Source organism: Streptomyces sp. NPDC001351 (assembly GCF_042896045.1).
Taxonomy (GTDB): Bacteria; Actinomycetota; Actinomycetes; order Streptomycetales; family Streptomycetaceae; genus Streptomyces.
On record NZ_JBIAWS010000013.1, the window covers coordinates 30,681 to 57,503 of the forward strand.

The window sequence follows — 26,823 nt, forward strand, 5'->3', positions numbered from 1 at the left end:
TGCAGCACGGGGACCCGGCGGTGTCGTTGCGAGAACAGGGGGGCGAGTGACATGAACGCGGTGCCGGCTCCCTGGGTGCGGACGCGGCTGCGTGCCATGCCCGTGCCACGGGCGTCGGCCGAAGTGCCCGTACCCCACATCGCCGTAACGCTGGCGGCCGTGGCGGCGACCCCGCTGCTCATGACGGTGGCCCTGGCGGTGCAGCACGGGGACCCGGCGGTGTCGTTGCGAGAACAGGGGGGCGAGTGACATGAACGCGGTGCCGGCTCCCTGGGTGCGGACGCGGCTGCGTGCCGCGCCCGGTGCCGCCTGTGCGCTGGCGCTGCTGGTGGCGCTGACCGCCTGCCTCGCGGCCGCCTTCCCGCGGGCGGTCGACCGGTACGAGGACGCCGCTCTGCGCCGGGCCGTCGAGCGGGCGCAGCCTGCGACCACCGTCGTGGGTGTGTGGGCCGAGCAGCCGAGCCTGCTCCTGCCGCGGGAGCAGCGCGAGGAGGCGCTGCGTCCCGGCCCGCTCGCCGCGCAGTACGCGAAGGTCCGTGCCGCCGTGCCGCGGCCCCTCGTCGTGGATCCGGACCAGTCGACGTACGGGGCGCGCACCAAGCCCCAGGAGGTGCCGGACCGTTGGCTGCCCCGGCCGAGCGGTCTGCCGGCGCAGATGTCCCTCGCCGCGCAGCACGGCCTCGCCGACCACGCGACGGTACGCAGCGGACGCCTCCCGCACGCCGGCCGGGTCACCGCCGCCACCGCCGGGGTGGAGGCCGCCGTCACCGTCGAGACCTCAAAGAGCCTGCACATCAAGGTCGGCTCGGTCATCCACGTGCCCGGCCTGGAACGCGCCCCGCTGGCCGTCCGCGTCACCGGCATCGTCACCCCGCGCGACCCCGAGGGCGCCTACTGGTCCGCCCAGCCCCTCCTGCGCACCCCCGACCTCGTCCTGCTGCCGGGAAACGGCGCCGACCCCGACAGGTACTGGGCCGGTTCTCTGCTGCTCGCCCCCGAGGCGGCCCCGGCGATGCTGGGCACAACCGGAAGCACTTGGCGCTACTGGCAGTTGGCCCCCTCGCCCGCCGCCCTCCACGCCCACGATGCGGACCGCCTGAAATCCGCCGTCGCGTCCCTCGAATCCGGCCCCACCCTGCTCAGGATCCGCACGCTCACCGACCCGTCCACGACGGTGGACACCGACCTCGACACCGTACTGAACGGCTTCACCGGTCTCCGGTCCGACGTCCGCCCGCTCGTGGCCGTCGCCGCCTTCGGCACCGGCACGGTCGCCGCCGTGGTCCTGCTGATGGCGGGAGGCCTGGCCGCCGACCGCCGCCGCACCGAACTGACCCTGCTGCGCGCCCGCGGCGCGTCCCTGCCGGGCCTGGCGGGCCGTCTGCTCGCCGAGACCGCGGTGGTCGCCCTCCCCGCGGGCGCCGCGGGCCTGGCGGTCGCCCTGCTCGCGCTCCCCGGCGGCCGCGCCCCCTACGCGATCGCCGCGGCGGCAACGGTCACCGCGGTCGCCTGCGCGGCCCTGCCCCTGCGGGCGGCTGCCGCGCACCGGACCGTCCGTATCCATGGCGGCCGTTCGGACCTGACCTCCCTGCGGCCGTCCCGGCGCCGTACGGTCGCCGAGCTCACCCTGGTCGTGGTGGCCCTGGGCGCGGTCGAGACCCTGCGCAGACGGGGCACCTCGGGCGATCAACTGACGGCGCTGGCACCGGTGTTGGTGGGGGCGGTCGCGGCTCTCGTCCTCGTCCGTCTCTACCCGCTGCCGCTGCGCGGCCTGGCCCGTCCGGCGGCCCGGCTGCGCGGCGCGCTGGGCCATCTGTCGCTGGCCCGCGCGGGCCGCACCTCCGCCTCCGCGGTGCTGCCCCTGCTGGCCCTGCTCACCGCCCTCACCACGGCGGCCTTCGGCGGCTCGGTCCTCGCGGGCGTACGCGAGGCCCGCGACCAGGCGGCCCTCCTCGCCGTCGGCGCCGACGCCCGCATCGAGGCGACGTCCCCGCTGCCGCCGGGCCTGCCCGAACGGATCCGCCGGGCACCCGGCGTACAGGGGCTCGCCGTCGCGAGCATCACGTACCAGGCCAAGCCGACCGACCTCACCCGTTCGGTACCGCTGGCGGGGGTGGACCCGCGGGACTACGCAGAACTGGCGAGCCGAACGGGCCTGGGCCCCTTCCCACAGGGGCAGTTGAGGGACCGGCCGGGCCACGCCCCGCTTCCGGCCCTCGCCTCCCCTGCGGTGGCGCGGACCTACGGGGCACGGCCCTTCCCGGTACGCCTGGAGGACGGCACCTCGGTCACCGTCCGCATCGAGGTCGTCCGGGACCACACCCCGGCCGTCACCGGCGACAACTTCCTGGTGGTGGACCGCGCCGGCCTCAACGGGCAGGCGTCCCTGCCCACCGCACTGCTGCTGACCGGCACCCACCTGGACGGGCCCGCCCTGCGCAGCACAGCACCCCCCTCGGCGGAGGTACACCTACGCACCGAGGAACGCGCGCGATACGCCGACTCGCCCCTGCAGACCGGCGCCGAACGCGTCTACACGACGGCGGTCGCCGCGGGCGCCGGCTACGCCGTACTGGCCCTGCTCCTGTCCCTCCTGCGCACAGCCCCCGAACGCACGGCCCTGCTGGCCCGCCTGCGCACCATGGGCCTGACCCGCACCCAGGGCCGCCGCCTGCTGATCCTGGAGTCCCTGCCCCAGGCGGCCCTGGCGGCAGCAGGCGGCACCCTGACGGGCTGGGCGACGATCCGGCTCCTGTCACCGGGCGTGGACCTCACCACCCTCGCACTGGCCTCGACCCGAGCACCGACGACGGATGCGGTGCTGCGAACGGACGCGACGTCACTACTGCTCCCGGCAGCGGCGATCGTCCTGCTGACGGTGGGGGTCGCAGCGACTCAGGCTTGGTGGACCGGTCGGCGGGGAGCGGTGGCGGAACTGAGGGCGGGGGATGCCCGATGAGCCATCCGATCCTCACCGTCGCCTGCGGGCAGTCGTGCCGCTGGGGCGGCACGGGTGGGCGCAGGCGGCACCCCGCCAGCGCCGGCGAGCGCCCCACCCCCACAGCAACCCCCACACCGGGCCACTGTCGACCAACCCGACGCCCAGGAGACCCCGATGCCCCCGGCACATCCCACCCTCACCGACCTGACCACCCGCGCCGCAGCCCAACGCGCCCGCCCCACCTACGGCCACGACGCCCTCATCACCTGCGACCGCCTGGTGCGCATCTTCACCACGGACGGCACAGAGGTCCAGGCCCTCCAAGGCCTGGACCTCCTCGTCCACGCGGGCGAGCTCATGGCCCTCGTAGGCGCATCCGGCAGCGGCAAATCCACCCTCATGAACATCCTCGCGGGCCTCGACACCCCCACCGCCGGCACGGCCCGCGTAGCCGGCCACAACCTCCTCACCATGACCGCGAAGGACCGCCTGGCCTACCGCCGCACCACCGTCGGCTTCGTCTGGCAGCAGACCTCCCGCAACCTCCTCCCCTACCTCACCGCGGCCCAGAACATCACCCTCCCCATGCAGCTCACGGGCACCCGCAAAAAGCGCCGCCTGCACACCGAACGCGCCCTGGAACTCATGGAGTTGCTGGAGGTCGCCGACTGCCGCGACCGCCGCCCCCACCAGATGTCCGGCGGCCAGCAGCAGCGCGTCGCCATCGCCGTGGCCCTCGCCAACAACCCGGCGGTCCTGCTCGCCGACGAACCCACCGGCGAACTCGACTCCCACACCGCGCAGCAGGTCTTCGCCGCCTTCCGCACCGCGAACGAGCGCCTGGGCACCACCATCGTCATCGTCACCCACGACCAGGCGGTCGCCGGCGAGGTCCGCCGCACGGTCGCCATCCGCGACGGCCGCACCTCCACGGAGGTCCTGCGCCGCAGCGAGGTCGACGCGACGACCGGTCACGAGACGGTGGTCGCCCGCGAGTACGCGATGCTCGACCGCGCCGGCCGCCTCCAGCTCCCCGCCGAGTACACCGAGGCCCTGGGCATGCGTGACCGCGTGGCCCTGGAACTGGAGTCCGACCACATCGCCGTACGCCCGGACGACAGCGAGTGATCTGAGCGGAGACGCGGTGACTAGCGGACGCTGACGTCCAACGCCCCAAGGCCCGCACGGCGTACGGCAATCGACCCGTACGGCGTACGCAGCCGCAGCCAGGCACCCGACGAGACCAACGCCAGATCCCCGGCGCCCTGCGGGGAGCGGAGGAACCCCAGCGACTGTGCCGCGTGCGCGGCCCGTACCGGAAGGCGGGTGTCGCCGACCGTCCGGGACCAGATCTCCCGTCCGATGCGGTCGAGTTCGGCGCGGGTGCGCTCCTCGGGCGCCAACTCCCCCGTACGGGAGCGGAATTCGGCGACGGCCGCGCCGACCATGTCCCGCAGGGCATCGGGCGCGGGCAGCCCGGGCTCGGGACGCCAGCCGCCGCGCGGCGGGAGGACGCCCGCCCAGGGCGGCCCGGTGACCGCCGCCGGAACGCCGGCCGTGGCGGCCGGCTCGTCCACCGTCTCCAGGAGTTCACCGGCGGACACGGTCACGTCGAGCGTGACGTCGAGCCCCTTCTCGTACGGCTTGGCGAGCCGCACCGCGCGGATCGCCAGCACCTCGAAGGACGGCGGCCGCCCGAAGACGGCGAGCGCGGTTCCGGCGGCCTGGAGGCGCACCGCGGCCCCGCGGTCGTAGTGGAGCAGCCGCGAGAGGAAGGCCGCGAGGTCAGCCGCCTCCCCCTCGTCGGCAAGGTGGAGCACCGTCATGCGGCGACGGCCTCCTCCTCGGCGTCGTCCCGGTACCCCTCGAGGAACTCCCGCTCCTCGGAGGTGATCCGGCGCGGCCGCTGCGTCTCGAAGTCGAACGGCACGACGACGGTCAAGGCCCGTACATAGACCAGGTCCTCGTCCTTCACCTCGTAGGTGACGGTGAAGGACGCGGCCCTGATCTCGGTGACCCACAGCTCGATGTCCACCGGGTCGGGCCGGTGCACGAGCTGCCGCTTGTAGTCGATCTCATGGCGCGCCACCACCGACCCCTGCTTGGACTCCTTGCCCCGCAGGGACAGGAAGTCGATGCGGGCCTCCTCCAGATACCGGAGGAAGATCGCGTTGTTGACATGGCCGTAGGCGTCCATGTCCGACCAGCGCAGGGGACAGCGGAAGATGTGACGCAAGATCGATCAGCCCCGGGTCAGCTTCTTGTAGGTGGCGCGGTGCGGACGCGCGGCGTCCGGTCCGAGCCGCTCGATCTTGTTCTTCTCGTACGACTCGAAGTTGCCCTCGAACCAGAACCACTTGGAGTCACCCTCGTAGGCGAGGATGTGCGTGGCGACCCGGTCCAGGAACCACCGGTCGTGGGAGACGACCACGGCCGCGCCCGGGAACTCCAGCAGCGCATTCTCCAGGCTCGACAGCGTCTCGACGTCCAGGTCGTTGGTCGGCTCGTCGAGGAGCAGCAGGTTGCCGCCCTGCTTGAGGGTGAGCGCCAGGTTGAGGCGGTTGCGCTCACCACCGGAGAGGACGCCGGCGGGCTTCTGCTGGTCGGGACCCTTGAAGCCGAAGGCGGACACATACGCCCGCGACGGCATCTCGACCTGTCCGACGTTGATGTAGTCGAGCTCATCGCTGACGACGGCCCAGAGGGTCTTCTTCGGGTCGATGTTCTCGCGGCTCTGGTCGACGTACGAGATCTTGACGGTCTCGCCGACCTTGATGGAGCCGGAGTCCGGGGTCTCCAGACCCTGGATCATCTTGAAGAGGGTGGTTTTGCCGGCACCGTTCGGGCCGATGACACCGACGATGCCGTTGCGCGGCAGGGTGAAGCTCAGGTTGTCGATGAGGAGCTTCTCGCCGAAGCCCTTGCTGAGGTTGTTGACCTCGACGACCACATTGCCCAGACGCGGGCCCGGCGGGATCTGGATCTCCTCGAAGTCCAGCTTCCGCATCTTGTCGGCCTCGGCGGCCATCTCCTCGTAGCGGGCGAGACGCGCCTTGGACTTGGCCTGCCGCCCCTTGGCGTTCGACCGCACCCACTCGAGCTCTTCCTTGAGCCGCTTCTGCCGCTTGGCGTCCTTCTGCCCCTCGACCTTGAGGCGGGTGGCCTTGGTCTCGAGGTACTTGGAGTAGTTGCCCTCGTAGCCGTGCAGTCGGCCGCGGTCGACCTCGCAGATCCAGCCGGCGACGTTGTCGAGGAAGTACCGGTCGTGGGTGACGGCGACGATGGTGCCCTCGTACTTGGCGAGGTGCTGCTCCAGCCAGTTCACCGACTCGGCGTCGAGGTGGTTGGTGGGCTCGTCGAGCAGCAGCAGGTCGGGGGCCTCCAGCAGCAGCTTGCAGAGCGCGACGCGACGCCTCTCACCACCGGAGAGGTTGGTGACGGGCCAGTCGCCCGGGGGGCACCCGAGGGCGTCCATGGCCTGCTCGAGCTGGGCGTCGAGGTCCCACGCGTTCGCGTGGTCGAGCTCTTCCTGCAGCTTGCCCATCTCGTCGAGCAGCGCGTCCGAGTAGTCGGTGGCCATCAGCTCGGCGATCTCGTTGAACCGGTCGAGCTTGCCCTTGACCTCGGCGACGCCCTCCTGGACGTTCTCCAGGACGGTCTTGTCCTCGCTGAGCGGCGGCTCCTGGAGCAGGATGCCCACGGTGTAGCCCGGCGACAGGAACGCGTCACCGTTCGACGGCTGCTCCAGCCCCGCCATGATCTTCAGGATGGTCGACTTACCGGCACCGTTCGGGCCGACCACACCGATCTTCGCGCCGGGCAGGAAGTTCAGCGAAACGTCGTCAAGGATGACCTTGTCGCCGATTGCCTTGCGCGTCTTGCGCATGGTGTAGATGTACTCAGCCAAGAGAAACCGTCCGGCAGCTTGAAATCTGGCAGTGGGCAGATACACCCCATCTTGCCTGAGGTCCAGCCTTGGGTGGTAACCCATATGGCCGGGGGGCTGTGACCTGGGGTTTCACCGCCGCCCGTCCCGGCGCGTCTGTCACTGTCGGTCGCCCTTGAGTAGCCTCGGGCGCCGTCGCACGGCCCAGAGACGGCCCAGGGAACGGTCACTCGGCATACATCCGCCACTCATCCAGCCGGACCCTGACCTGGTGGTTGTGGGCGTGCCAGAAGACCTCCCCCTCGACGGAGGCCCCGATGGCAGGTAGCTCCATCCCCAGCGGCATGGCGGTGATCTCAGCCAGCGCCACGGCAGCGGGCACACCGTCTATACGTATGAAGACGCCGAAGGGCTGGCGGCCGATGACCTCTCCAGTGATACGGGTCCCGACCGGCAGAGCTGCGACGGTTGCCGCCCAGCTCCCGAGAACTACGTCTGCGGCCGGCAGGTCGGGGCCCGTAGGCCACGCGTACTCGTCCATCGGCAGATCATGACGCAGCGATGGGCCGACGACAGTCACCCTCGACGGCGGGCGTGACGACCGACCACGCACGCGTGTGCCTCGCCGCACCACCACCGGCCTCACCCGCGCTGCTGGTGCCGTCGACCGGAGCAAGGCGCGCCGGCAGACCCGTAGGGAGAACTCCGAAGCGGCTCGACTCCCAAAAACTCTCAGCTTGGGAGGCTCGGGCGCTTGAGGGAGGGATGGCTGCTGACCTGCGGGGCAAGGGCGCTGGTGTCTGATACCCGCAGGCCGGTTTCCCCCGCATTCCCAGTGGTTCCCCGCACTGTCTGGCACGAGCTGGGCGGGTGCGCGGGCAGTTGAGGCCCCCTGCCATCGTCTCCTGCGACAATGCCGCGATGCGACGCTGGTCGTGGGGTTGGGGAAGGGAACGGCGTTGATCATTCGTGGGGTGCTCGGACTGCTCATGTTGCTCGCGGTCGGCGTCTGCACGGCGGTGGCATGTGGCTACCGCGGTATCGACGTTTGGTTCTGGGATTGGGCAGACGTGGTAGTCACGCGTCGGACCCGGTACGGAACGCCCTGGAGGAGCCTTACCACCATGCGGATCTACTTCGGCGTCATGGGGATCTTCTTTTTGGCGGGAGGGCTGCATACTCTGGCCCGCTGACAGCACTGGGAGTCGCTGGCGTCAGCATTTACCGAGCATGCACAGGGTTCTGGGTCCGGCGGCTGGTCAGGGTGTCGGGCAAGTAACGGGGGCTGTGACCTGGGGTTTCGCTGCGGGGCCTCGGTGGTGACTGCCGGGTCTCGGCGGTGATCAGGCTCCGGGGTGCTGGTGGGGCTGCTGCGGCTGGGCGTAGGGCCGGCCGCCGGGAGTGCCTGCGGCCTGTGCCTGGAGCTGTTCGGCCTGTTCCCTGGTCACCTTCTGTTCCGTGCCGCAGAAGGTGCACTGCGTGGCGTACCTCGTCGAGATGGGGAACAGCGGCACGAAGAACAGCGTGAACTTCATGAGACGCTTCCTGAGCGTGTGCGCGGCAGGGTTGCCGCAGCCTCCGCACACCAGCGTGAGTATCGCGAGCTGGTACAGGTATCCCTTGGTGCCAAAGATGATCACGAGCTCGGCCCTTCTCGGGTCGGTGTCCGCCGCCGGTGGAAGACGCTGACCGAGATCTTCTCGCAGATCCACCCCCTCGGCGCCAGGATCACTGTCAGTGGTCGCCGTTCGCCTTGGGCAGCCCCTGAGGCAACAGCAGGGCAGCCACGGCCGCCGCCCCGACCACGCCCGCCGACCGGAAGGCACGGGAGGAACGCCAGGACAGCACCGACCACCGGGACTGCGCGGACAGCAGTGACCCTGTGCTCAGCCAGGATCCGGCCGAGATCAGCGACAGCGCCGAACCGATCGACCCGGCGGAGAGCGCGCTCCCGATCGACCCGACGGACAGGGCCGACCCGACGGACCCGATGGACAGCACCGACCCCACCGAGCCGATCGACAGCACCGAGTCCTTCGACCACAGGGACAGCACCGAGCCCGAGGAGGTGCACGGCGCCGGCGACACGGATGGCTTCGTCATGAGGCCATCCTGCCCATCGATCTCGCCGGGCTCCATGGATCCGGCCGAACACGTCCTGGAGAAGCGCGGGTTGGGGAGGTGACGGATCAGTTCAGTACAGAGCCGCGGCGAACTCGGCGCGGTGCTCCGCCGTGTAGTCGTGCTCGCGCTCGGACCAGGCGATGCGGGCGGCGATCAGGTCTTCGCCCGCGCGGCGCGGTCCGGGCCGGTCGAGTCGGCCGTGCCACCAGCGGGCGTTGCGGGTCTGGCGGTCCAGCATCGCGTCGACCAGGGTCGGGCGGCGCTGCGGAGCGAGGCCGTAGGCGTCGGCGAGGAGCCGTACCTGGGCGGCCTGGGCGCAGACCGGTCCTCGGTCCGGGCGGGACGAGACGCACCAGGTCCAAGCCATGTATCCCAGGTCTTCGAGCGGGTCACCGGGCGCCGCTGTGTCGAAGTCGATGAACGCGGCGGGCAGGTCGTCGTGGAAGCCGAAGACGACGTTGTTGGGGCCGGGGTCGTGGTGGCACACGACGGGGGCGGCGCCGGTGAGGTCGCTGCCGCGGGTGGCCTCGTGCAGCTCGCGCAGCAGGGTGCCGGCCGCGGTGACCTGCGGGTCCGTCCAGCGCCGGAAGCGGGACGGCACCCATCCGGAGAGGTACGAGAGCATGTCGCGTCCCTTCTCGTCGGTGCCGAGGTAGCGGGGTGCGCCGGTGAAGCCGTACCGCTCGAGATGGGTGAGCAGGGCGCCGACGAAGGCGGAGGACCCCGTTGAGGGCCGCCGCACCGTGTCTGCGACCCTCACCACCCCTTCCGTGACGCGTCCCCCCGCCAGGGGCACTTCCTCGTCGTCACGGGACACCATCTCGGGGACACCCCTTCCTCCGAGGGCTCAGTCCTGCGTCGGTGCGTCCTTCTTTCCCACAAGGACCAGGGCCGCGCCGCCGATCACCACGAGGGCGATGGCGATGCCCGCGATCAGTGGGGTCGTGCTGGAGCCGCCGGTTGCGGCGAGGTTGGTGTCGTCCGCCGTGCCGCCCACCGTCGCGGGGCTCGGTTCGCTGAGGATCTGGATCGCGTTGCCGGTCTGGGCGGTCTGGGTCCTGCAGTCGAGGATGCCGGTGAAGCGCTTCTGGAGGCCGGCGGGTCCCGTGATCGTGAAGTCGTAGGGCTGGTCCTCCTGCAGGGGGATCGTCACCGTGCGCGACCCGCCTGCCGGGATGGTGTGCTCGATCCCCATCAACTCGAAGGTGAACGCCTCGTCGCCCTGGTTGGCGGCGGTGATGTCCACCCCCTCCTTGGTGCAGTTCCTCGCGGCGGAGAGGGCCGGTATGGCGCCCTTCTTCGCCCAGGTCGCGTCGGCCGTCGCCGAGACCGTCGACTCGCTGGAGCCGGCCAGGATCTGCGTCTGGCTGCGGGTGTCGGAGGCGAAGGCGCGGCCCACGGGCACGGTGGTCGAGGCCTGCACGGTGAGTTCGGCCGAGCCTTCGGCGGCGTGCTCGGGCACGTCGAAGAAGACCTGGCTGCCGTCGGCCGCGGAGGTGAGGGGCTTGCGGTCCTTGCCGACGATCCGCACCCCGCTCGTCGCCGCGTCCGCCGGTGGCGTCACGGTCACACCGGCCGCGTTGGTGTGCACGGTCACCGGGCCGAGCAGTTCGCCGGGGTGGCCGGAGACCGCGGGCGGGTCCAGCGTCAGCGACGCCTCGGGCTCCGCCAGGCCGACCGCGCTCTTCTGCAGGTAGTCGGCGAGCTTCTCGGCCTGCGGGTCGACGGCGTCGACGTCGGCGTGGTCCGAATAGCGCCAGATGGCCACCTGGGTGCCGGCCGCCGCGTCCTGCTCGGTCAGGCCGCCCTGGACGCCCGCCTTCGCCGCGAGCGCCGCGAGGTCGTTGACCTGCGGGTAGGAGTTCTGCAGGATCCAGCGGATCCGGCCCGCGTTGTGGTTGGCGCCCAGCGAGGTGCCGCTCCAGGCGGTCTCGTGGTACTTGGCGTCCCGCTGGGTGGGGTTGTGGATGTCGACGCAGTACGTCTGCAGGGTGCCGCCTGCGTCGACGGACATCTCGAACAGGCCCGCCGAGACCTGCTGGTCCCCGGTCTTCTCGTGGATCACCGCGGTGCCGTATGTCTTGAGGCCGCCCATGGTGGCGGTCGCCCCGCCCTGGCTCTGCGTCGTCTCCTCCGCGGTGGCCGTACCGGATGCGGTGAGCACCCCGACGGCCACAAGACCGGACACCAGCGTCGCGGCGGCGAGACGCACGGACCCTCGCCTGCGCGCGGACGGCGCAGAGAAAGAAGAAAACACCAAATTCCCCTTCGAGCAGGACCATTGACGTGGGGGGTGCGGTCCCACCAGCAGAATCAGAAGCCCCGAGAGCTATGCCGGGCATCCTATGGACGCGGCGCACCACGCTTGCCGGTCATACCGTCGGACAAGCGATCCGACTCGGAATCGTTATCGCCAAGACGGCCCACGAGCAGGGCTTATCGACAAATCCACCGGACCGTTCGGAACGCATTTGCCGATAAGCCGCAGTACGGTCAGCTCGGGGCACCGCCTGACATCACGTCACCGCAGCGGGCTCCGGCTCCCGTTGGGCCGAACCGGCCGGTGAACCGCCGGGCGGGGTCTCCCAGTTGGGCTCGGGCTGCTGAGGCGCTGCGGCGGTCGTCTCCGGTTGCGGCCTGCCCGGCCGCCGGAAGGCCGAGGTCCCCCGAGTGAGGTCATGGCCGATCGCCACCGCCTCGAGGTCCGCCGAGACCCAGTTCTGCCCCTCGCGCACCTCCTCACGCACCTTGAGCCTGCCCTGCACGATGACGGGGTCGCCCACGTCGAGCGAGGCCGTCACGTTCGTGGCCAACTGCCGCCTGGCCCACACCGTGAAGAAGTTGGTGTGGCCGTCGGTCCACTCGTTCTTCTCGCGGTCCAGATAGCGCGTGGTCACCGCGAGCCGGAAGCGCGCCGACGGCCCCGACGCCAGATCCCGGAACGCCGGCTTCGTCGCCACGTTCCCCACGGCGCAGATGATCGTCTCGTTCATCACGACCCCCTCCCTCGCCCGGCCGCCGGGGCCGGGCGGACATGCCTACGGGCCCGTCCCGTACGGCTGTGTCTGCCGCGGCGACCGTGTACCTCGGTGTACCTCGCGCTCGCCGCACCGCCAGACTGCCTCCGTCGGGCCGAGCCCGCTGAGCCCTGTGGACCGTCCCCCGCCTGTGGAAAACTCCATCACCCGGACGAGTGAGTCCAGGAGGACCCCGACGAGTGATCATCTGCAGAAAGGCTCACCGTCACCCTCCGGAACCCACCGCCCCGTCCGGGTGTCACCGGGGCCCGGTCCCCACCCCCGTCACCCGGCCGTACTGCTCCCGCACCTCCCGGTAGCGCAGCAGCTCCGCCGCCACCGGATCCAGCACCCGGGCCCGGCCGCACCCGGCGGCCGCCTCCCGCAACCGCCGTTCCGCGTCGGTGCCGTAGCGGCGGGCCGGTCCGCGCGCCGCCATCCGGCAGCTCCACTCGACGATCGGGCCGCCGATGATGCCGGCCGCCATCAGCAGCACCGGCACCCCGAGGTTCGGCGCCATGAACCCGATGATCTGCCCCAGCAGCCACAGGCCGCCCACGACTTGAAGGAGCGTCATGGAGACCTGGGCCATGACGGCCAGCGGCCACCAGCCGGGCCGCGGTGGCCGGCCCGGCGGCAGACCCGCCCGTACCGCCAGTTCGTCGAGCGCCTCGGGCAGCCCGTGGGAGCCGCGTACGGCCGCCTCGCGCACCGCCTGGGCCCAGGGCGCGGGCAGCCCGGTCGAGGCCCGGTCGGCGAGCGTGCGCACCGCCTGCTCGACGCGCTGGCGTGCCGTGGCCTCCTCGTCCGTCTGGGCCGGCAACGGCACCCGCCCGGTGGTCGCTTCGGACCGGTCGCGGTACCAGCGCCACAGCCGCAGCCAGGGCGTTCCGCAGGCACGGTTGGCGTTGCGCAGCCAGGCGCGCTCGGCCGCCTCGCCGGCGGCGGAGGCACCCACCGCGTCCGCGAGCCGGGCGGAGAACTCGTCCCGCGCCTCCTCGCTCAGGCCGGTCCGCCGCCGCGCCGCGTAGAGGGGCCGCAACTCCTCTGCGGCCGCGTCGAGATCGGCCGAAATTCGCCGCGCCGGAGCGCCGCGTTCCGCCACAAACTGCCCGAGTGCCTCGCGCAGTTCACCGACGCCGTCCCCGGTGAGCGCGGACAGCGCGAGCACGGTGGCACCGGGATCGCCGTACTCGCCCAGTGCGATCCCGTCCTCGTCGAGCAGCCGCCGCAGGTCGTCGAGGACCTGGTGGGTGGCCTCGCCGGGCAACCGGTCGGTCTGGTTGAGCACGACGAACATGACCTCCGCGTGCCCCGCCATGGGCCGCAGATAGCGCTCGTGCAGGACGGCGTCGGCGTACTTCTCGGGGTCGACGACCCAGATGACGGCGTCGACGAGGGCCAGGACCCGGTCCACCTGTTCGCGGTGCTGTACGGCCGCCGAGTCGTGGTCGGGCAGGTCGACCAGGACCAGCCCGCGCAGTTGCGCCTCCGTCTCGGGGTTCTGCAGCGGGCGGCGCCGCAGCCGGGGCGGGATGCCGAGCCGCTCGATGAGGCTCGCCGCGCCGTCGCTCCAGCTGCAGGCGATGGGCGTCGCCGTGGTGGGGCGCCGTACGCCGGTCTCCGAAATCGGCACCCCGGCCAGGGCGTTGAACAGCTGCGACTTGCCGCTGCCGGTGGCGCCCGCGATGGCGACGACGGTGTGCTGGCCGGAGAGCCTGCGCCGCGCCGCCGACTCGTCGAGCACCCGTCCGGCCTCGGCGAGCGTCTGACCGTCCAGCCGGGTGCGGGAGAGCCCGACGAGCTCCCGCAGCGCGTCGAGCCGCGCGCGCAGGGGGCGGTCGTAGGTGAGCGGGACCGTCGGCTGGACGCTGAGCGCCCGTGTCTCCACCGCCGGGACGTGTTCGGACCCGGTGTTCTCCTCGGTCGCGCGCCGGGCGATCAGCCCGTCGTCCCAGGCGCTCGCGGAGTCCGTACGACGGGAGGTGCCGACGTCCACCACGCGCGCGTGGCCGCCTTTGTCACGCACGCGGGACTCCCGCTCGCCGGGCCCCTGCTTGGCCGTCCGGTCCCCTCCCGTCAGGCCCTTGGCGCTCTCTTCGGGGTGCTCGGCCCGGCCCGTGTGGTCCTCGTCTGTGACGGCAGTCACCGGTCACCTCTCCTTCTGCAGTAGGGACAGCGCGGCGATGAGTTCGGCCTGTGGTTCGGGGTGGATCTCGAGGGCGTCGAGGGGTGCGAGACGGCGCTCGCGTTCGGTGTGCATGACCCGGTCGAGGTGCTCGGTGAGCAGCCGCCCGCCCCGGTCGCGCAGCCGCAGCGCACCGTGCGCCCCGATCCGCTCGGCGAGCCCTTCGCCGGCCGGACGCGCCCGGCGGCCGCCCAGCAGCGCGGTGGTGACGAGGGCGGCGACGACCTCGGGGTCCGGCGCGACATTGCGGTCGAGGTCGCGGACCTCTTCCTCGGCGTACTCCTCGAGCTCGCGCCGCCATCGCCGTACGGCCATCCCGATGCGGTCCTCGGCGCTCTCCGCGGACGGTTCCTGTTCCGTCAGTTCCGGGGCGCTCGCCGCGGGCTCGCGCCGCCAGGCCTCCCGGATGCGCTCGTCGGCGGCGGTGACGGCGCACAGCAGAAGCGTGGCCAGGCTCTCCACGAGCGCGTCCAGGAGCTCTCCGGCGGAGCAGTCCAGGGGGAAGGCGCGCCACCGCTTGAGGGCGTCTCCGGCGAGTACGGCGCCGGCCTGCAGCCGCCCGCGCACACGCGCGTGCTCGCTGTCGTACGCGCCTTCGACGGCGTTGGTGAGGCGCAGGGCCGCCGCGTACTGGGCGGAGGCGGCACTGGCCAGTTCGGGCAGCCGGATCCTGAGGGAGTCGAGCATCCCGTTCGCGGTACGGGCCATGGCCTGCTGCCGGGCGGCCGGGTCCTGCGCCAGGTGGACGAGCCAGGTCCGCAGCGAGGCCACGGCGGTGGCCGGCAGCAGCCCGCTTCCCCAGGCGGACTCGGGCAGTTCGGGCACGGTGAAGCGCGGTACGTCGCCGAGTCCGGCCTTGGTGAGCAGCGCGCCGTACTGCCGGGACACCTCGGAGACGACCTGGTGCGGCACGCGGTCGAGCACCGTCACGAGGGTGGCGTCGTACTCCTTCGCGGTGCGCAGCAGATGCCAGGGGACGGCGTCGGCGTAGCGGGCGGCCGTGGTGACCATGACCCAGATGTCGGCCGCGCAGACGAGTTCGGCGGCCAGGACGCGGTTGTCGGCGATCAGGGAGTCGATGTCGGGGGCGTCGAGAAGGGCGAGCCCGCGCGGCATCGTGTCGGCGGTCTCGACGCGCAGCACGCGCGCGGGGTCCTCCCCGGGCAGCAACAGGTCCTCCCCGGCGTCCTGATGGGGCACCCACACGCGGGTGAGGTCGGGCAGCACCCTCATCCCGCTGAACCAGTGATGATCCTCCGGATGGCACACGAGCACCGGTGTCCGTGTGGTCGGCCGCAGCACGCCCGCCTCGCTGACCCGCCGCCCCACGAGGGAGTTGACGAGAGTCGACTTGCCGGCTCCTGTCGAGCCGCCCACGACGGCCAGCAAGGGCGCTTCGGGCTCCCGCAACCGGGGCAACAAGTAGTCGTCGAGCTGTGCGAGCAGTTCGTCGCGGTTGGCACGCGCGCGTGGAGCCCCGGCCAGGGGCAGCGGGAAGCGTGCGGCGGCGACACTGTCGCGCAGGGCGGAGAGTGCGTCGAGCAGCTGAGGCCGTACGTCCAAGGTCACCACATGCGGAGAATGCCCGATTTTAGGGGAATTCTGAAGCATATGAGCATGTCTGCGTGCCGATAGGACACAAGGGACGGAAGGGATGACTGGGGCGCAGGCACAGTCCAGGCATAACGAGTGCACAACACCCGGTGCGCGGGGGCCCAAAAGCGATGCACGATTCGTACCTGCCTGCGATTATCAGGACCGCTTCACTGAACCTCCACATCGAGCCACGGAGGCGAAGCAACAGGGACAAGGACACGGGAGCCCTATCCTTGTCCCCGGCAACGTCACGGAACGGCCCACACCCGGGCACCCACGACAGCGGCCACACACCGGCCCCCGTAGCTCAGTGGATAGAGCAGGCGCCTTCTAAGCGCTTGGCCGCAGGTTCGAGTCCTGCCGGGGGCGCCCAGTCTCCGCCCTCCTTCGGGAGGGCGTTTTTGCTGGTCAGAGTAGGTGGAATCCCTCACAGAAGAGCGCCAGACCACTCCCCATTGATCACGAGGAGGGTCCGGCGCTGTCCGGCTGTCACCGGGTTTCTGCGGGTGGCTGTGGCAAATACGTGGCGAAGCCTTCCGGCGCCGTCACGCCGTCTCAGGCAGCTCCGGAAGGTCCTCCCCCGCCTCCATGCGGCGCTTGAGGTCCCGAAGCTGCCCAGAGACGCAGCGGGCGTAAATGGCCAGCAAGACCGGGACACTGTTCCCCGCCCACTCAGCCACCTGTGCGGGCGGTACGCCGTCGTTCAGCCACCGGGTTAGGCACGTGTGCCGCAGGTCATACACCCTCTTGCCCAGCGGCGAGGCGAACTCCTCCGGCGTGAGGACTTCCTTACGTGCGCTTCGCCATGCCCGGCGGATGACGGAGCCCGCGAGCATCTCGCCCTTCTCTCCTTGGAACAGCAGATCCCCTGGCTTCAGGTGCTTCGTCTTGATGTGCTCACGGAGGATTCGTGTCAGCGAGGGGTGGCCCGGTACGACTCGGGTGTCGTCCGCAGCGCGCCCCTTCAGGCCGCGCTCTTCGTGGATCTCGCCGTCGTCAGTCCAGTTTTTCCCGACCTCGGGCTGAGCTGTGTGGAACAGCAACTCACACCATTGGTCGTCGGCTCCTTCCTCGGGTAGCCGGACGTCCGCCACGTCCATCGCTACCACTTCCTCCGGGCGTGGCCCGGCGTAGTAGAGCGTGGCGAAGAACGCGTGCAGCCTCTTGCCGCCCCGGGGGCGGCGTCGCACCCAGCCCAGCAGTCGGGCCGCCTGCTCAGGATTGAGCAGAGACCGTTTGTCGATGGCGGACGATGTCTTGGGTACCGAGCCTCGCCCCTTCGGCAGCGGGTTGGTCCGCAGGATCCGGTGCTTCACCGCGTACTCCATCGCGACGTTCAGGATCCGCCGGTTGCGCTTGACGGAACTGGCAGCGGCACGCGTGCCGTCCAGCTTCGTTCCCAGGGCGTGCAGGACTTCGTCCACCTTGGCCGGGTCCTCCCATGCGGCCATGGACATGGTGTTGCGTTCCACCCACTTCAGGATCGTGAGCACCTCGGCGGAGGCCTCTTCCCGACGGCGGGTGTTGAACGCGAACTCTCGCAGCGCGGTGCGCACGTCGACCGACTTGAAGGCGGCCGGCGGCGTGCGCAGAAGCGCGACGGTTGCTGTCATCAGGGCTTTGGCCGTGTTCTTCCGGCTGTTTCCCGCAGTGCGGTGCCACTGAGCATCCGCGAACTGGACGGCGAAGTTGTACCAGTTCACCGCGCTCGCCCCGGACTGATGGGAGACCGGGCGGCCCGTGGTGAGGCTGAAGGCCTCACCACGGCGCGTGGCACTGACCAGCTCGGAGCGGAACGCGTCTGCGAGCGCCCGTGTGTCGAAGGGTTGGCGCCACTCTCGACCGTCCAAGGACCAGCGCACGCTGTACGAGGTCTTCTGCTTGCCCCGGTAGACCCTGATGCTCCAGATCTTGACGTTGTACGTCGTCTCCATCAGGCGCGGTCCTCCCGGTCGTCCAGCCAGTGCTCGTAATCGCTGCGGCGGATCCGCAGGTCGCCGTTGGGCAGCTTGATGCAGCGCGGTGCGCGCCCCTTCGCGCGCCAGTCGTAGAAGGTGGAGCGCGAGATCTTCAGGTCCGTGCAGATCTCAGCGAGCGTGAGCTTGTCGTCTCGTGACCTGGGCAGGGCCGTCGTCACCGCGCGCTCCTTCCATCGTCGGAGTCGGACAGTCGGACACTGGGGGTCTGGGGGTGTCCGGTCTGTTCGTGCAGGTCAGAGGGAGTAATAGGACAGTCGGACACCTGGGACACCTCCGGGGGCGCGGTGTCCGGGTAGTAGCGGCCTGCCGCGTCCTTGGTGAGCTGTCCTGCCTCCGCCATGCGGGAGCAGTAGCGGCGGACGGTGTCCGCGTCGACGTCCGGCAGCGCGGCGACGATGTCCCGCGGCCGGACCCCTGGGTTCTCGCGGACGTGCCGCAGGATGGCCGCGCGGGTGTCGCCTATCGTGTGGTCCGAGACCGGGCCATCGAGCATCTGCCAGGCGCCTGAGGCGGCTTGGAACTTCAGGGCGTATTCGGCTTCGTCGACGTCGCGTCCCGTGACGTGCAGGATGCCGTCTGCCTGCCCGCGTGCCCGCTTGAGTACGAGGGTGGCGTCTGCGGCTCCTGCGATGCCGTTGGTGCCGGACACCTCGGTCAGGAAGTCGTCCGAGCCTGCCTTGCGGACGTGGTGCACGAGCACCACGGCGATGCCGTAGTGGTCGGCGATCCGCTTGGCGTAGCCGACAGCGACATAGTCCGCGTCATAGGCGGATACGCCCTGCGGGGCGGGGCCGCGCATCTTGGCGAACACGTCGATGACGACCATGCGCGCGTCCGGGTTGCGCTCCAGCCAGTTGGCGATGGCGTCGCTGCCGCCCTGGGGGAAGGGCGGGCATTCGGTGACCAACGTCAGTCCGGCCGGGGCGGGTTGTCCCCCGAGCATCTTGCGCATGCGGGTCTGGAGACGGCGCGGGGTGTCCTCCAGGGCGAGGTAGAGCACCGGTCCGCCGTCGACCGGCAGCGTGTCGAAGGCGTGCCCGCCGGCCGCGACCGCGAGGGCCAAGCCGAGGGACAGCCAGGACTTGCCCACTTTCGGGGGTCCGGCGAGCAGGTTGACGCCCTCGGCGAGGATGCCGGGCACGGCCCACTTCGGCTCCGGGAAGTCGGCGGCCATGAGCTGATCCGCGGTCCATGCGGTGCGCGGGCGCTCCCGCTTCGGCAGCTCCCGCGGGGCCGCCTCGGGATCGCTGGGCACGGAGTACAGGTGCAGGGGCGGGATGGGGTTGCTGTTCATGCCGCGACCGTCCGGGGGCGGTTGGCTCCGGCCCGCAGGCCGGAGGCGATGGTGCGGCGTGCCTCGCGCTCGCCCTGGCCGACGCTGAGCGCGGCTTCGGTGAGCTTCTCGGTCACCTCGTACACGTCCAGCTCTCCCCCGGCCACCAGTTGACCCAGCGCCACAGACGCGTAGTACAGCGCGTTGTTGTGCTGATGGGCACCGGAGTTGGTGACGCGGGCCAACTCGCCGTTGAGCGCGGCGTTGAGGAACTTGCCGCGCCGGTCGTGGGTGGTCAACGAGACCGTCACCGGGCGCTGCGGGGGCAGCGGGGCGGGCCGCAGCAAGGTGGTCAGCCAGTCCGGCAGCGGAGCCACGGGCGCGTCGTGAACGGTCGTGTAGGGGCGGCCGTTGACGATGCTGCCCGCGCCGACGACGTAGCCGCCGGCCGCGCGGGTGTCGACCTTCCAGCCGAGTTTGCCCGCAGTGTTGCGCAGCGGCTCGCCGTCGGGGGCGGCGTAGTAGAGGTGGGTGCCGCCGCTGGGGGTCTTCACGATGTGCGCGGCGGGCAGCAGCTCGGCGAAGCCGTCGTGCGGCGCGCACGCGACGAGGGGGCCGTCGTCGCCGTGGCGCTCGCGCAGGGCGAAGAGCACGCCCACCCCGTCGTGGATGTCGGGGTGAGTCCATGCGGGCGGCGGGGTGTCGTCCGGGCCCTTGGGAACGTCCAGGTCGACGACGACCAGGCGTGAGGGGCCGGTGGCGATGCCGACGTTGTAGGGGGCGTGAGTCCAGCAGCGGGTGATGCGTTCGCGGTCGGTGGTGGCGCGGGTCTCCCAGTCGGTGACGGCGGGGCGCTTGTCGCCGGGGATGAGGGGGAAGACGTGCCAGCCGCGCGACGCGGCGTCAAGCGCGGCGCTGAGCTGGGCAGAGCCGTCCTGTTGAGGCATGCTGGAGGTTCTCCTGTTCTGTCGAAGGGACAAGGGAGCCGGGGCGGGCGCGGTCTTGTGGTGAGAGGCGCCCGCCCCGGGCGCGTCTAGAACGGCGGTTCGTTGCCGGAGGCCGGCGTGCCCCATCCGCCGTTGGCCGGGGCGGCTCCGGCGGGGGCGGGGGTGTTCCACGCGTCGTTGGCCGGGCCGGAGGGGGCGGTGCCGTTGCGCTGCGCCTTGGCGACCTTGGCCGTGGCGAACCGCAGGGACGGGCCGATGTCGTCGACCTCCAGCGCGAGCATGGACCGCTTCTCGCCCTCGGGGGTCTCCCAGTTGTGCTGCCGCAGGCGACCGACCACGACCACGCGCGTGCCCTTGCCGAGCGTGTCGGCGATGTGGTTGGCCAGCTCCCGCCATCCGGTGCAGCGCAGGAACATCGCGGTTCCGTCCTGCCACTGACCGGACGTCTTGTCGTAGGAGCGCGGGGTGGAGGCGACGGTGAACTTGGCCGTGGCCACGCCGGAGGGGGTGTAGCGGAGTTCGGGGTCGTCGGTGAGGTTGCCGACGATGGTGATGGGGGTCTCGCCCACGGACATGTGGATCACTCGCTTTCGGTGTTGGCGGGGTTGGTGCCGGAGGTGCGGTGGTCGGCGGTGACGTACAGCCGCAGCCGTTTGCGGTCGCGGGTGGGGTACTGGCGTGCCGGGCCGGTGTCGAACGCGGCGGCCAAAGCGGTGCTGACGCGGTCGGCGTCGTCCGGCGTGCAGATGACGCGGATCTCGAACACGGCTCAGTCCGTCTCGGCGGCCATGTCGTCGATCTGCAGGAGCAGGTCTCCGAGGTGGCGGCGGGTGATGTCGCTGCTGTAGATCGTGGGCAACCCGTCGTTGTCCCAGCGCAGTTCGACGGTGACGACCTCGTCCGGGTCGATGTCCACGTCAGTGCTCCTTGCTGATGTCGACGGACGGGAGCGCGGGCAGCCCCGCACGCTCCAGCGCGGTGAGGTCGAAGCCGGGCAGCGCGGCGCGGGTGACGAGGGCCTGGGCGAGCTGTTCGGCGTAGGCGGCTCCGGTGCGGGCCACCTCGACCTGCGTCTGAGCGCGCAGGGTTTCGACACGTTCGATGTGGGCGTGTTCCTCGCGCCGCTCGCTCACCTGCCGCTCGAACGCGACCGTCTCGCGCCGGTCCTGGCGCCAGTGGCGGGCGGCGAAGCAGTAGGCGAGCACGGTCGTGAGCGCCCACAGCAGCAGCGGCAGGGACAGCCCGTCGGAGTATCCGGCGACCCCGGCGAGGGCGAGGCTGCCGGAGGCGGCGTAGCCGGTGGCGGCGAGCACGGGTTCGCCGGCGCGGGCCAGCGAGGCGCCGCCCGCTGCGGCCCCGGCGGCGAGCACGGTCATGAGGGCGGCGTTGCCGACGGAGTGTTCGGCGCCGTTGGCGTTCCAGATCCGGGCCAGCGCGAGCACGGTCGTGGTGGCGACGGCGGGCGCTGCCTTGGGGGCGGCGATGGTGAGCCAGTGCCGCGCGACGATGGGTTCGTTCACGGGGTCTCTCCTCAGTTGCCGAGCTGGGACAGGAACCGGGCGAAGGACGCCACCAGGTCATGAATGGGGCCGTAGGCGCCGGTCCCGGCGGTGAAGAAGCCGAACAGGAACAGCAGCACCGCGGCGCCCCCGTTCGCCGACCTGGTCTTGACGGCGAACACGGAGGCGACGCCGAAGAGCAGCACGGCGGAGATGGTCAGGGTCATCGCGAGCCCCCCGGGCGGGGGGTGTCGGTGCCCGCGCGGTAGATGCGGGCCCAGCGGTTGTAGAGCCAGCGGCCGGCGCGGATGCGCTTGCCGGTGGCGTGGCAGCGGCGGCAGTCCTTGCCGCGCTTGAGCTGTCCCTTGCGGTTGGTCTTGAGCTGGTGGCCCATGCCGTGGCACTTGCGGCAGTCGCCGAACGGCGAGGCCGCACACAGCCCGCTGTAACCAAGAGTGACGACGAGCAGGCAGGCGATAGCAAGGAGGATGGGGGTCATGAAGGGCCCTTCCAGGCGGTTTTCCGGGGTTTCCGCAGATGGGCCGCTATGCACTAGCGGCCTGATCAGACGGGGTTTGGGCCGCTAAGGGGGCCGCTAACGATAGCGGGGCGTACCGCTATCGATAGTGGCCCTCGGGCGTCAGCTCGCGTCCCGCTTTCCGTCACGCTCCGCAATCGCGGCCGTGATGTGCGAGCGGTCGACGCCACGCCGGTTGACGACCTTGCCGTCGATGCGGCGCCCCACTTGGATCGTGGAGATGCCCAGCGGCTTGAGCGCTGCGGCGAGGGTCTCGGGCTCCCAGCCCGTGTAGACCTCCGGGCGCAACTCGGCGAGCCGGGTCACGATCGTCTCGGACCATTCCTTGGCCTGCGCGGCGGGTACGACGGCGAGGATGTCGGCGAGCAGGTCGTAGGAGGGGCCCGTCACCGCCTCCGCACTCTCCCCGGCCGCGTAGCCGGAGAGCAGTCCAGCCTTCTCGCGGGCGGTGCGGGCGCGGGCGGCTACGGCCACGGCGCCGGGGGCGTCGAGGAACGTGCCGTAGACGATCCGGGCATCGGAGCCCTCACCCACGAAGTAGTGCAGGCCCTTGTCCCCCCAGGCGAACATGGTCGCGCGCACGCCCCGCTTGTAGCTGGAGGTTCCGAGCACCATGTCGTTCTCGGTCTGGCCCATCACCTTCAGGCACCAGCGGGCGCCGGCGTTCGCGCTGATGCCGGTGGGCAGCGACCTGGCGTCCGGGCGCTGGGTGGCCAGGAGCAGCACGATCCCGGTGGCGGGGCCGCGCTTGACCAGGTCGGTGGCGATCTCCTCGAACTCCTTGCCGTGCTCGGCGTGCTCGAACAGCACCTGGCACTCATCCACCCCGATCACGATCGGGTGCAGACCGAGCGAGCGCTTGTCCGCGAGCTGGCTGGTCACCTTGGACTCGGGGCAGATGTCCCGGGGCAGCGAGCGGATCACCTTCGTACGGCGCCGCAGCTCCTCGCGCAGGGCGCGGAAGTCGTTCAGCGCGTACCGGATCGTCTCGTCTTCCTCGCCGACGCCGTGCCGGTGCGAGACGGCCTCGCCGACCGGGTCCAGGTCGCCGGTGCCCTTCATGTCGTAGGTGTGCAGCTCAGCGCGCGGATCCAGGGCCGCGATGAGCAGCAGCAGCCGCAGGAGGAAGGTCTTGCCCATGCGGGGAATCGCGCCGATCACCCCGGCGATGAACATGAGGGTGACCTCGACCCAGCGTCCGCGCTGGTCGGTGCCGTACGGGATCGCCTTGAACAGGTCGACCGTGCCGGACTTCAGCAGCGGCCATACGGGCTTGGGCGCGGACTTCAGGTCCTGGTCACCGACCCACAGCACCAGGCGCCCGGTGTGCTCATCGGAGACGGCCTCCGGCCACACGCAGCCGAGCGGGCGGCGCAGGCCCGATGCGAGCCGTTCGCGGCGCTCGATCACGTCGGTCACGGTCACGCCGTAGGGCAGGTTTCCCTCCGCGCGCCAGCCCGGCCCGTCGCGGGTGATCGGGGCGGTGAACTCGAACCCGTCCCGCCCCTTGGCCTGCGCCTGGTTGATGGCGGGGATGCCCAGGGCCCCGAGCGCCCGCAGGACGATGTCCGAGGTGAGCTTGGTCGCCTTGGGAACTTCCACAGCCCTGTGGATAACCGGATCATCAGCCTTGCGTCCGGCGGCCCCGAACGCGAGCACCAGGGCGCTCACGGAGACGGCTTGCAGCCAGTCGGGGGCGAGCACGTAGATGGCGAGCGCGGCGCCCAACCCGACGAACATGCCGAGCACGGCCACGAGGGTGCGCAGTCGGACGCGGCCGTCACGCTGCCGCGACAGCTTCAGGTACTCGGCAGCGTCCTCGCGCCGCACCGCGGCGAGTCGGACCGGTTCGCCCTCGCGGTCGGCGACCCACCGCATGGTGCCGCCCACGAACCGGGCCAGACCCGTCGGGGCCTGCATGGTCAGCCGGGCGGCGTAGACCGGGGAGCGCAGCGCGTGGTACCCGGCGGTGTGGGCGTAGTGGCGGGCCACCCATCCGGCGGCGGTGCGCAGTTCGGCGGTCGACCGCATCCAGATGGGGATGACGTCCCGGCGCTTGGCTGCGGCCAGCCGACCGAGGTAGCCCGGACCGGCCGCCTTCGCGGTCGGCTGGTCGACCATCACGCGCGCGGTCGGGTCGGCCGACTCGTCACCCGACCGGTCCGCGTCGGAGTCGGGCGACCGGTCGGCGCCGGGTCCGGCACTCGGGTCGCCCGACTCGATACGGGCCGATCGGGCCTTGTCGAGGTCGACCACCTCGCCCCCGGAGTCGGCCATTTCGGCTTCCAGCCGGTTGAAGAGTTCGTTGTCGTCGTCGGGGTGCTTCACTGAGATTCCTTCCACTTCAGGGTGTGAGGGAGAGCGGGCCCGGCCGTCGCTGTAGGAGGTGGGCGGCCGGGCCCGTGGGCTTACATGCCGGGCGGGAGTGCGCTGCCGGTGGGGAACTCGAAGACCGTGACCAGGACTTCAAGGCCGGGGTCGTCGGGGTAGGCAACGCGGGTGTAGACGACCGTGAACGCGGTGCCGTCGCGGCCGGTGGTCGGATAGGCGCGGACGTCGTGGCCCCAGGCCCGGCGTCGGCTGACCGTGAACCGGGCGTAGGACGCCGGGATCACGCCGTGCACGCCGAAGTTGCGGCCGGACAGGCAGACGGCCCGCGCTGAGTCGGCCGGTAGCGGCCGACCGGCCGAGCCACCCGAGCCGCCGAAGAGACGGGTGATCCGTTTCAGGTTCACCACCAGCTCGACTTCCTCTTGGGCACGAGGTACGGGCAGCCGTTGCGCATGTGGTCCAGGCACGGCTGGCAGTCCTCGCGGGGGCGGAGCCTGCGGTGGATGCTCCGGTCGTAGGCGTGCTGCCAGCACTGCGGGCACTCACCGGGCGGCGTCTCGCGTGCGGCCACGGTCACCACCACCCCGAAGATTTCTTGGCGGCCTTCGCGGCGGCAGCCTCGCCCACGATCCGCTGCCGCTCCTTCTGCAGCGCGGCCAGTTCGCTGCTCAGCCGGGTCTGCACGGAGTTCCAGACCTGCTCAAGCACACGTTCCGCGCGCCCGGTGCTCTTGCCCCGCAGCGTCCGGTAGGAGCCGCCGGCCAGGGCGGCGACGACCTTGCGGCGCTCAGCGCCGGTCAGCGGCCACATCTCCTCATTCCGCACCGCTGTGAGCTTGCGTTCCGTCTGCCGGATCTCGCGGTCCAGACGGCTGGTGTTGGGCTTGGCCATAGTCAGCCCCTCCTCGGGGTTATCTGTCGTCGGTGGCGTGGCCATCAGCCAGATACGTGGCCGCGCCGACGGGGGCAGGGAGGTCGTCAGGCCGCGTTCGCGGCCGTGCGGCTGAGGGCGTCGACGACACGTTCGCCAAGCCACTGGGCGACGTTGCAGGACACGGCGTTTCCGGCCTGCATGGTCTGCTCGCCCTTGGTGCCGTGGACGATGTAGTCGGCCGGGAAACGCTGCGCGAGCAGCTGTTCGCGCGGCTGGATCATCCGGTAGTGGCACTCCTCCAGCACCGGCGCGGGGGAGGCGATCGCGGCGGAGTCGACCGTGCCCAGGGTGTGCAGCGGCTCCGCCGTGGTCTTCGCCGCGGCGTTGCGGTACGGGATGACCAGCCAGTGATGCCGGCCCTTCGCGGTGACCGTGTCCACCGGCTCGGCGACCGGCGTCGGAGTCGCGTTGCGGCGCAGGGTCACGATGAACGCGTCGTCGGCCTGCGGCGGTACGGCGAGTGCATGGCTGTCCCGGGCGGTGACGGTCCCGAACGGTTCGGTGATGCTGCGCACCAGGTCGGACGGGCGGGCGTTACCGCCGTAGTTCTTGACGTAGAACGCACCATCCGGGACCAACAGGGCGTCCCCGATCTTCGCCGTGCGGGCGGCGAGCGGCGCCGCGTCGGCGGGCACCGGGCGGCCGTCGTGACCGCCGTGGTTGACCGTAAGCACCATCCGCCGGGTGCCGAGCAGGTCCAGCCCGGTGCGGATGCGGCGGACGGTGTTCGCGGCGAGCGGCGGCAGCTTGTGCTGTGGCCGGTCGGCGATGCGTACCCCGAGGTTGGTCCAGTCGATGATGTCGGCGGCGGGCCGCACGTACGGTTCGACGACCGTGTGGCGGCAGCGCGGGCCGTTGGGGCAGCGGTAGACGTACTGCTGCCCGTACTTGCCCAACTGCCGGGCGCTGGGCTTCTTCCAGGACTGGAACGCGGCCACCGTCTCGCCGCAGGCCGGGCACCAGGCCAGCGGGCGCGGCTGCACGTCCGGCAGCGGGATGCCCTCGCGGGTCAGCACCACATAGATCCGGTCGCGCCACTGCGGCGCCGGGAGGTTGCCCTGCCCGCCCACGTGGGCGGAGGAGACGGACACGAACTGATGCCGGTAGCCGAGGGTGCGCATGCCGGAGAGCCAGACGTCGAACAGCTCCCAGTCCGCGGCCTCCGCCACGTTCTCGATCAGCACCACCGGGTAGCGGTGCACCTCGGCCGCCCGGATCACGTCCCAGAACGTGGCCCGGGTCCGCTCGTACAGGCCGGAGGAGACTGGCCCGTCCTCTTCCAGGGCGAGTTGCCCGGGCGAGATCTTCTTGCTGCGGCGGCGCCCGCCGGCCGGGGACAGCTCGGTGCAGATGGGCGAGGCCCACAGCACGTCCGTCTTGGGCAGGCGCCGCATGTCGTAGTGGTCGATGTCGGCGCACAGGTGGTCGGCGTCCGGGTGGTTGGCCGCGTGGGTCTCGATGGCCACCGCACTGTGGTTCGCTGCGAGCCGCAACTCCAGCCCGGCCGCGACCAGTCCGGTGGAGGAGCCACCGGCACCGCAGAACAGATCGGTGAACGTCAGGCTCATGCC

Annotated in this window: 29 protein-coding genes and 1 tRNA gene; 4 read left to right on the top strand and 26 right to left on the bottom strand. The window is 71.2% G+C overall.

Going from position 1 to position 26,823, the window contains the following annotated elements; all coding sequences use genetic code 11:
• Positions 1-96: 96 nt before the first annotated feature.
• From ACFY1U_RS37415 to ACFY1U_RS37425, 3 genes are all read left to right on the top strand, one after another.
• Complete coding sequence (locus ACFY1U_RS37415; protein WP_390698504.1) at positions 97-249, top strand: hypothetical protein; 153 nt, start codon at positions 97-99, stop codon at positions 247-249.
• Between the two features lies 1 nt (position 250).
• Entirely contained in the window at positions 251-2,959 is a 2,709-nt protein-coding gene (locus ACFY1U_RS37420) for an ABC transporter permease (protein WP_390698505.1), read from the top strand.
• Positions 2,960-3,115: 156 nt separating this feature from the next.
• Complete coding sequence (locus tag ACFY1U_RS37425; protein ID WP_390698506.1) at positions 3,116-4,069, top strand: ABC transporter ATP-binding protein; 954 nt, start codon at positions 3,116-3,118, stop codon at positions 4,067-4,069.
• 20 nt (positions 4,070-4,089) lie between these two features.
• On the opposite strand, the gene ACFY1U_RS37430 is transcribed toward ACFY1U_RS37425, so the two are convergent.
• From ACFY1U_RS37430 to ACFY1U_RS37480, 11 genes are all read right to left on the bottom strand, one after another.
• The gene (locus tag ACFY1U_RS37430; RefSeq protein WP_390698507.1) at positions 4,090-4,767 is read right to left on the bottom strand and encodes a hypothetical protein; all 678 of its coding nucleotides are present in this window, start codon (positions 4,765-4,767) and stop codon (positions 4,090-4,092) included.
• Positions 4,764-5,177 carry an acyl-CoA thioesterase gene (locus ACFY1U_RS37435; protein ID WP_390698508.1) on the bottom strand — a complete coding sequence of 138 codons (414 nt, stop codon included), beginning with the start codon at positions 5,175-5,177 and terminating at the stop codon, positions 4,764-4,766. The genes ACFY1U_RS37430 and ACFY1U_RS37435 overlap by 4 nt, the downstream gene beginning before the upstream one ends.
• 6 nt (positions 5,178-5,183) lie before the next feature.
• Entirely contained in the window at positions 5,184-6,848 is a 1,665-nt protein-coding gene (gene ettA, locus ACFY1U_RS37440) for an energy-dependent translational throttle protein EttA (protein WP_390698509.1), read from the bottom strand.
• 205 nt (positions 6,849-7,053) lie between these two features.
• Positions 7,054-7,368 carry a hypothetical protein gene (locus tag ACFY1U_RS37445; protein ID WP_390698510.1) on the bottom strand — a complete coding sequence of 105 codons (315 nt, stop codon included), beginning with the start codon at positions 7,366-7,368 and terminating at the stop codon, positions 7,054-7,056.
• 802 nt (positions 7,369-8,170) lie between these two features.
• Positions 8,171-8,467: a zinc-ribbon domain-containing protein gene (locus tag ACFY1U_RS37450; protein WP_390698511.1), complete on the bottom strand. Its 297-nt coding sequence runs from the start codon at positions 8,465-8,467 to the stop codon at positions 8,171-8,173.
• 94 nt (positions 8,468-8,561) lie between these two features.
• On the bottom strand, positions 8,562-8,930 hold the full coding sequence (locus ACFY1U_RS37455; protein WP_390698512.1) for a hypothetical protein: 369 nt from the start codon (positions 8,928-8,930) through the stop codon (positions 8,562-8,564).
• Between the two features lie 91 nt (positions 8,931-9,021).
• Entirely contained in the window at positions 9,022-9,711 is a 690-nt protein-coding gene (locus ACFY1U_RS37460) for a phosphotransferase family protein (RefSeq protein WP_390698513.1), read from the bottom strand.
• A gap of 87 nt (positions 9,712-9,798) precedes the next feature.
• Positions 9,799-11,208: a Cys-Gln thioester bond-forming surface protein gene (locus tag ACFY1U_RS37465; protein WP_390698514.1), complete on the bottom strand. Its 1,410-nt coding sequence runs from the start codon at positions 11,206-11,208 to the stop codon at positions 9,799-9,801.
• 259 nt (positions 11,209-11,467) lie between these two features.
• Entirely contained in the window at positions 11,468-11,944 is a 477-nt protein-coding gene (locus ACFY1U_RS37470; RefSeq protein WP_390698515.1) for a single-stranded DNA-binding protein, read from the bottom strand.
• 283 nt (positions 11,945-12,227) lie between these two features.
• Positions 12,228-14,117 carry a GTPase gene (locus ACFY1U_RS37475; protein WP_390698516.1) on the bottom strand — a complete coding sequence of 630 codons (1,890 nt, stop codon included), beginning with the start codon at positions 14,115-14,117 and terminating at the stop codon, positions 12,228-12,230.
• Positions 14,118-14,120: 3 nt separating this feature from the next.
• A complete protein-coding gene (locus tag ACFY1U_RS37480; RefSeq protein ID WP_390698517.1) occupies positions 14,121-15,728 on the bottom strand; it encodes a dynamin family protein in 1,608 nt (535 codons plus the stop codon).
• Between the two features lie 320 nt (positions 15,729-16,048).
• Between ACFY1U_RS37480 and ACFY1U_RS37485 the strand changes: the two genes are divergently transcribed.
• Positions 16,049-16,121, top strand: a tRNA-Arg gene (locus tag ACFY1U_RS37485).
• 176 nt (positions 16,122-16,297) lie between these two features.
• Here the strand turns inward: ACFY1U_RS37485 and ACFY1U_RS37490 are convergent.
• From ACFY1U_RS37490 to ACFY1U_RS37560, 15 genes are all read right to left on the bottom strand, one after another.
• Positions 16,298-17,455, bottom strand: coding sequence for a tyrosine-type recombinase/integrase (locus ACFY1U_RS37490; protein ID WP_390698518.1), 1,158 nt, complete (start codon positions 17,453-17,455; stop codon positions 16,298-16,300).
• Positions 17,456-17,685: 230 nt separating this feature from the next.
• On the bottom strand, positions 17,686-17,889 hold the full coding sequence (locus tag ACFY1U_RS37495) for a helix-turn-helix transcriptional regulator (protein ID WP_390698519.1): 204 nt from the start codon (positions 17,887-17,889) through the stop codon (positions 17,686-17,688).
• Positions 17,886-19,025, bottom strand: coding sequence for an AAA family ATPase (locus tag ACFY1U_RS37500; protein ID WP_390698520.1), 1,140 nt, complete (start codon positions 19,023-19,025; stop codon positions 17,886-17,888). The genes ACFY1U_RS37495 and ACFY1U_RS37500 overlap by 4 nt, the downstream gene beginning before the upstream one ends.
• Positions 19,022-19,951 (bottom strand): bifunctional DNA primase/polymerase, encoded by a 930-nt coding sequence (locus ACFY1U_RS37505; protein ID WP_390698521.1) that lies wholly within the window; start codon positions 19,949-19,951, stop codon positions 19,022-19,024. The genes ACFY1U_RS37500 and ACFY1U_RS37505 overlap by 4 nt, the downstream gene beginning before the upstream one ends.
• A gap of 86 nt (positions 19,952-20,037) precedes the next feature.
• The gene (ssb, locus tag ACFY1U_RS37510; RefSeq protein WP_390698522.1) at positions 20,038-20,526 is read right to left on the bottom strand and encodes a single-stranded DNA-binding protein; all 489 of its coding nucleotides are present in this window, start codon (positions 20,524-20,526) and stop codon (positions 20,038-20,040) included.
• Between the two features lie 5 nt (positions 20,527-20,531).
• Entirely contained in the window at positions 20,532-20,717 is a 186-nt protein-coding gene (locus ACFY1U_RS37515; protein WP_390698523.1) for a hypothetical protein, read from the bottom strand.
• 3 nt (positions 20,718-20,720) lie between these two features.
• Positions 20,721-20,867 (bottom strand): hypothetical protein, encoded by a 147-nt coding sequence (locus tag ACFY1U_RS37520; protein WP_390698524.1) that lies wholly within the window; start codon positions 20,865-20,867, stop codon positions 20,721-20,723.
• 1 nt (position 20,868) lies between these two features.
• Positions 20,869-21,471, bottom strand: coding sequence for a hypothetical protein (locus ACFY1U_RS37525; protein WP_390698525.1), 603 nt, complete (start codon positions 21,469-21,471; stop codon positions 20,869-20,871).
• A gap of 11 nt (positions 21,472-21,482) precedes the next feature.
• Positions 21,483-21,677, bottom strand: a complete 195-nt coding sequence (locus ACFY1U_RS37530) for a hypothetical protein (protein ID WP_390698526.1) — start codon at positions 21,675-21,677, stop codon at positions 21,483-21,485.
• On the bottom strand, positions 21,674-21,949 hold the full coding sequence (locus tag ACFY1U_RS37535; RefSeq protein ID WP_390698527.1) for a hypothetical protein: 276 nt from the start codon (positions 21,947-21,949) through the stop codon (positions 21,674-21,676). Before ACFY1U_RS37535 ends, ACFY1U_RS37530 begins: the two co-directional genes overlap by 4 nt.
• A 141-nt stretch (positions 21,950-22,090) precedes the next feature.
• Positions 22,091-24,316, bottom strand: coding sequence for a cell division protein FtsK (locus ACFY1U_RS37540; protein ID WP_390698528.1), 2,226 nt, complete (start codon positions 24,314-24,316; stop codon positions 22,091-22,093).
• An 80-nt stretch (positions 24,317-24,396) separates the two neighbouring features.
• Positions 24,397-24,726: a hypothetical protein gene (locus tag ACFY1U_RS37545; RefSeq protein WP_390698529.1), complete on the bottom strand. Its 330-nt coding sequence runs from the start codon at positions 24,724-24,726 to the stop codon at positions 24,397-24,399.
• Positions 24,720-24,890 (bottom strand): pRL2-8, encoded by a 171-nt coding sequence (locus ACFY1U_RS37550; protein ID WP_390698530.1) that lies wholly within the window; start codon positions 24,888-24,890, stop codon positions 24,720-24,722. Before ACFY1U_RS37550 ends, ACFY1U_RS37545 begins: the two co-directional genes overlap by 7 nt.
• 2 nt (positions 24,891-24,892) lie before the next feature.
• Positions 24,893-25,210 (bottom strand): hypothetical protein, encoded by a 318-nt coding sequence (locus tag ACFY1U_RS37555; protein WP_390698531.1) that lies wholly within the window; start codon positions 25,208-25,210, stop codon positions 24,893-24,895.
• Positions 25,211-25,296: 86 nt separating this feature from the next.
• Positions 25,297-26,820 (bottom strand): DNA cytosine methyltransferase, encoded by a 1,524-nt coding sequence (locus tag ACFY1U_RS37560; protein WP_390698532.1) that lies wholly within the window; start codon positions 26,818-26,820, stop codon positions 25,297-25,299.
• Between the last annotated feature and the right edge of the window lie 3 nt (positions 26,821-26,823).

Excerpts from the sequence above, each read along its gene's own strand:
- ACFY1U_RS37505 (WP_390698521.1), bottom strand. The coding sequence starts at position 19,951 with ATGCCTCAACAGGACGGCTCTGCCCAGCTCAGCGCCGCGCTTGACGCC.
- ssb (WP_390698522.1), bottom strand. The coding sequence starts at position 20,526 with ATGTCCGTGGGCGAGACCCCCATCACCATCGTCGGCAACCTCACCGAC.
- ACFY1U_RS37470 (WP_390698515.1), bottom strand. The coding sequence starts at position 11,944 with ATGAACGAGACGATCATCTGCGCCGTGGGGAACGTGGCGACGAAGCCG.
- ACFY1U_RS37455 (WP_390698512.1), bottom strand. The coding sequence starts at position 8,930 with ATGACGAAGCCATCCGTGTCGCCGGCGCCGTGCACCTCCTCGGGCTCG.
- ACFY1U_RS37555 (WP_390698531.1), bottom strand. The coding sequence starts at position 25,210 with ATGGCCAAGCCCAACACCAGCCGTCTGGACCGCGAGATCCGGCAGACG.
- ACFY1U_RS37420 (WP_390698505.1), top strand. The coding sequence starts at position 251 with ATGAACGCGGTGCCGGCTCCCTGGGTGCGGACGCGGCTGCGTGCCGCG.
- ACFY1U_RS37530 (WP_390698526.1), bottom strand. The coding sequence starts at position 21,677 with ATGACCCTGACCATCTCCGCCGTGCTGCTCTTCGGCGTCGCCTCCGTG.
- ACFY1U_RS37445 (WP_390698510.1), bottom strand. The coding sequence starts at position 7,368 with ATGGACGAGTACGCGTGGCCTACGGGCCCCGACCTGCCGGCCGCAGAC.
- ACFY1U_RS37535 (WP_390698527.1), bottom strand. The coding sequence starts at position 21,949 with ATGACCCCCATCCTCCTTGCTATCGCCTGCCTGCTCGTCGTCACTCTT.
- ACFY1U_RS37430 (WP_390698507.1), bottom strand. The coding sequence starts at position 4,767 with ATGACGGTGCTCCACCTTGCCGACGAGGGGGAGGCGGCTGACCTCGCG.
- ACFY1U_RS37560 (WP_390698532.1), bottom strand. The coding sequence starts at position 26,820 with ATGAGCCTGACGTTCACCGATCTGTTCTGCGGTGCCGGTGGCTCCTCC.
- ACFY1U_RS37425 (WP_390698506.1), top strand. The coding sequence starts at position 3,116 with ATGCCCCCGGCACATCCCACCCTCACCGACCTGACCACCCGCGCCGCA.
- ACFY1U_RS37415 (WP_390698504.1), top strand. The coding sequence starts at position 97 with ATGCCCGTGCCACGGGCGTCGGCCGAAGTGCCCGTACCCCACATCGCC.
- ACFY1U_RS37500 (WP_390698520.1), bottom strand. The coding sequence starts at position 19,025 with ATGAACAGCAACCCCATCCCGCCCCTGCACCTGTACTCCGTGCCCAGC.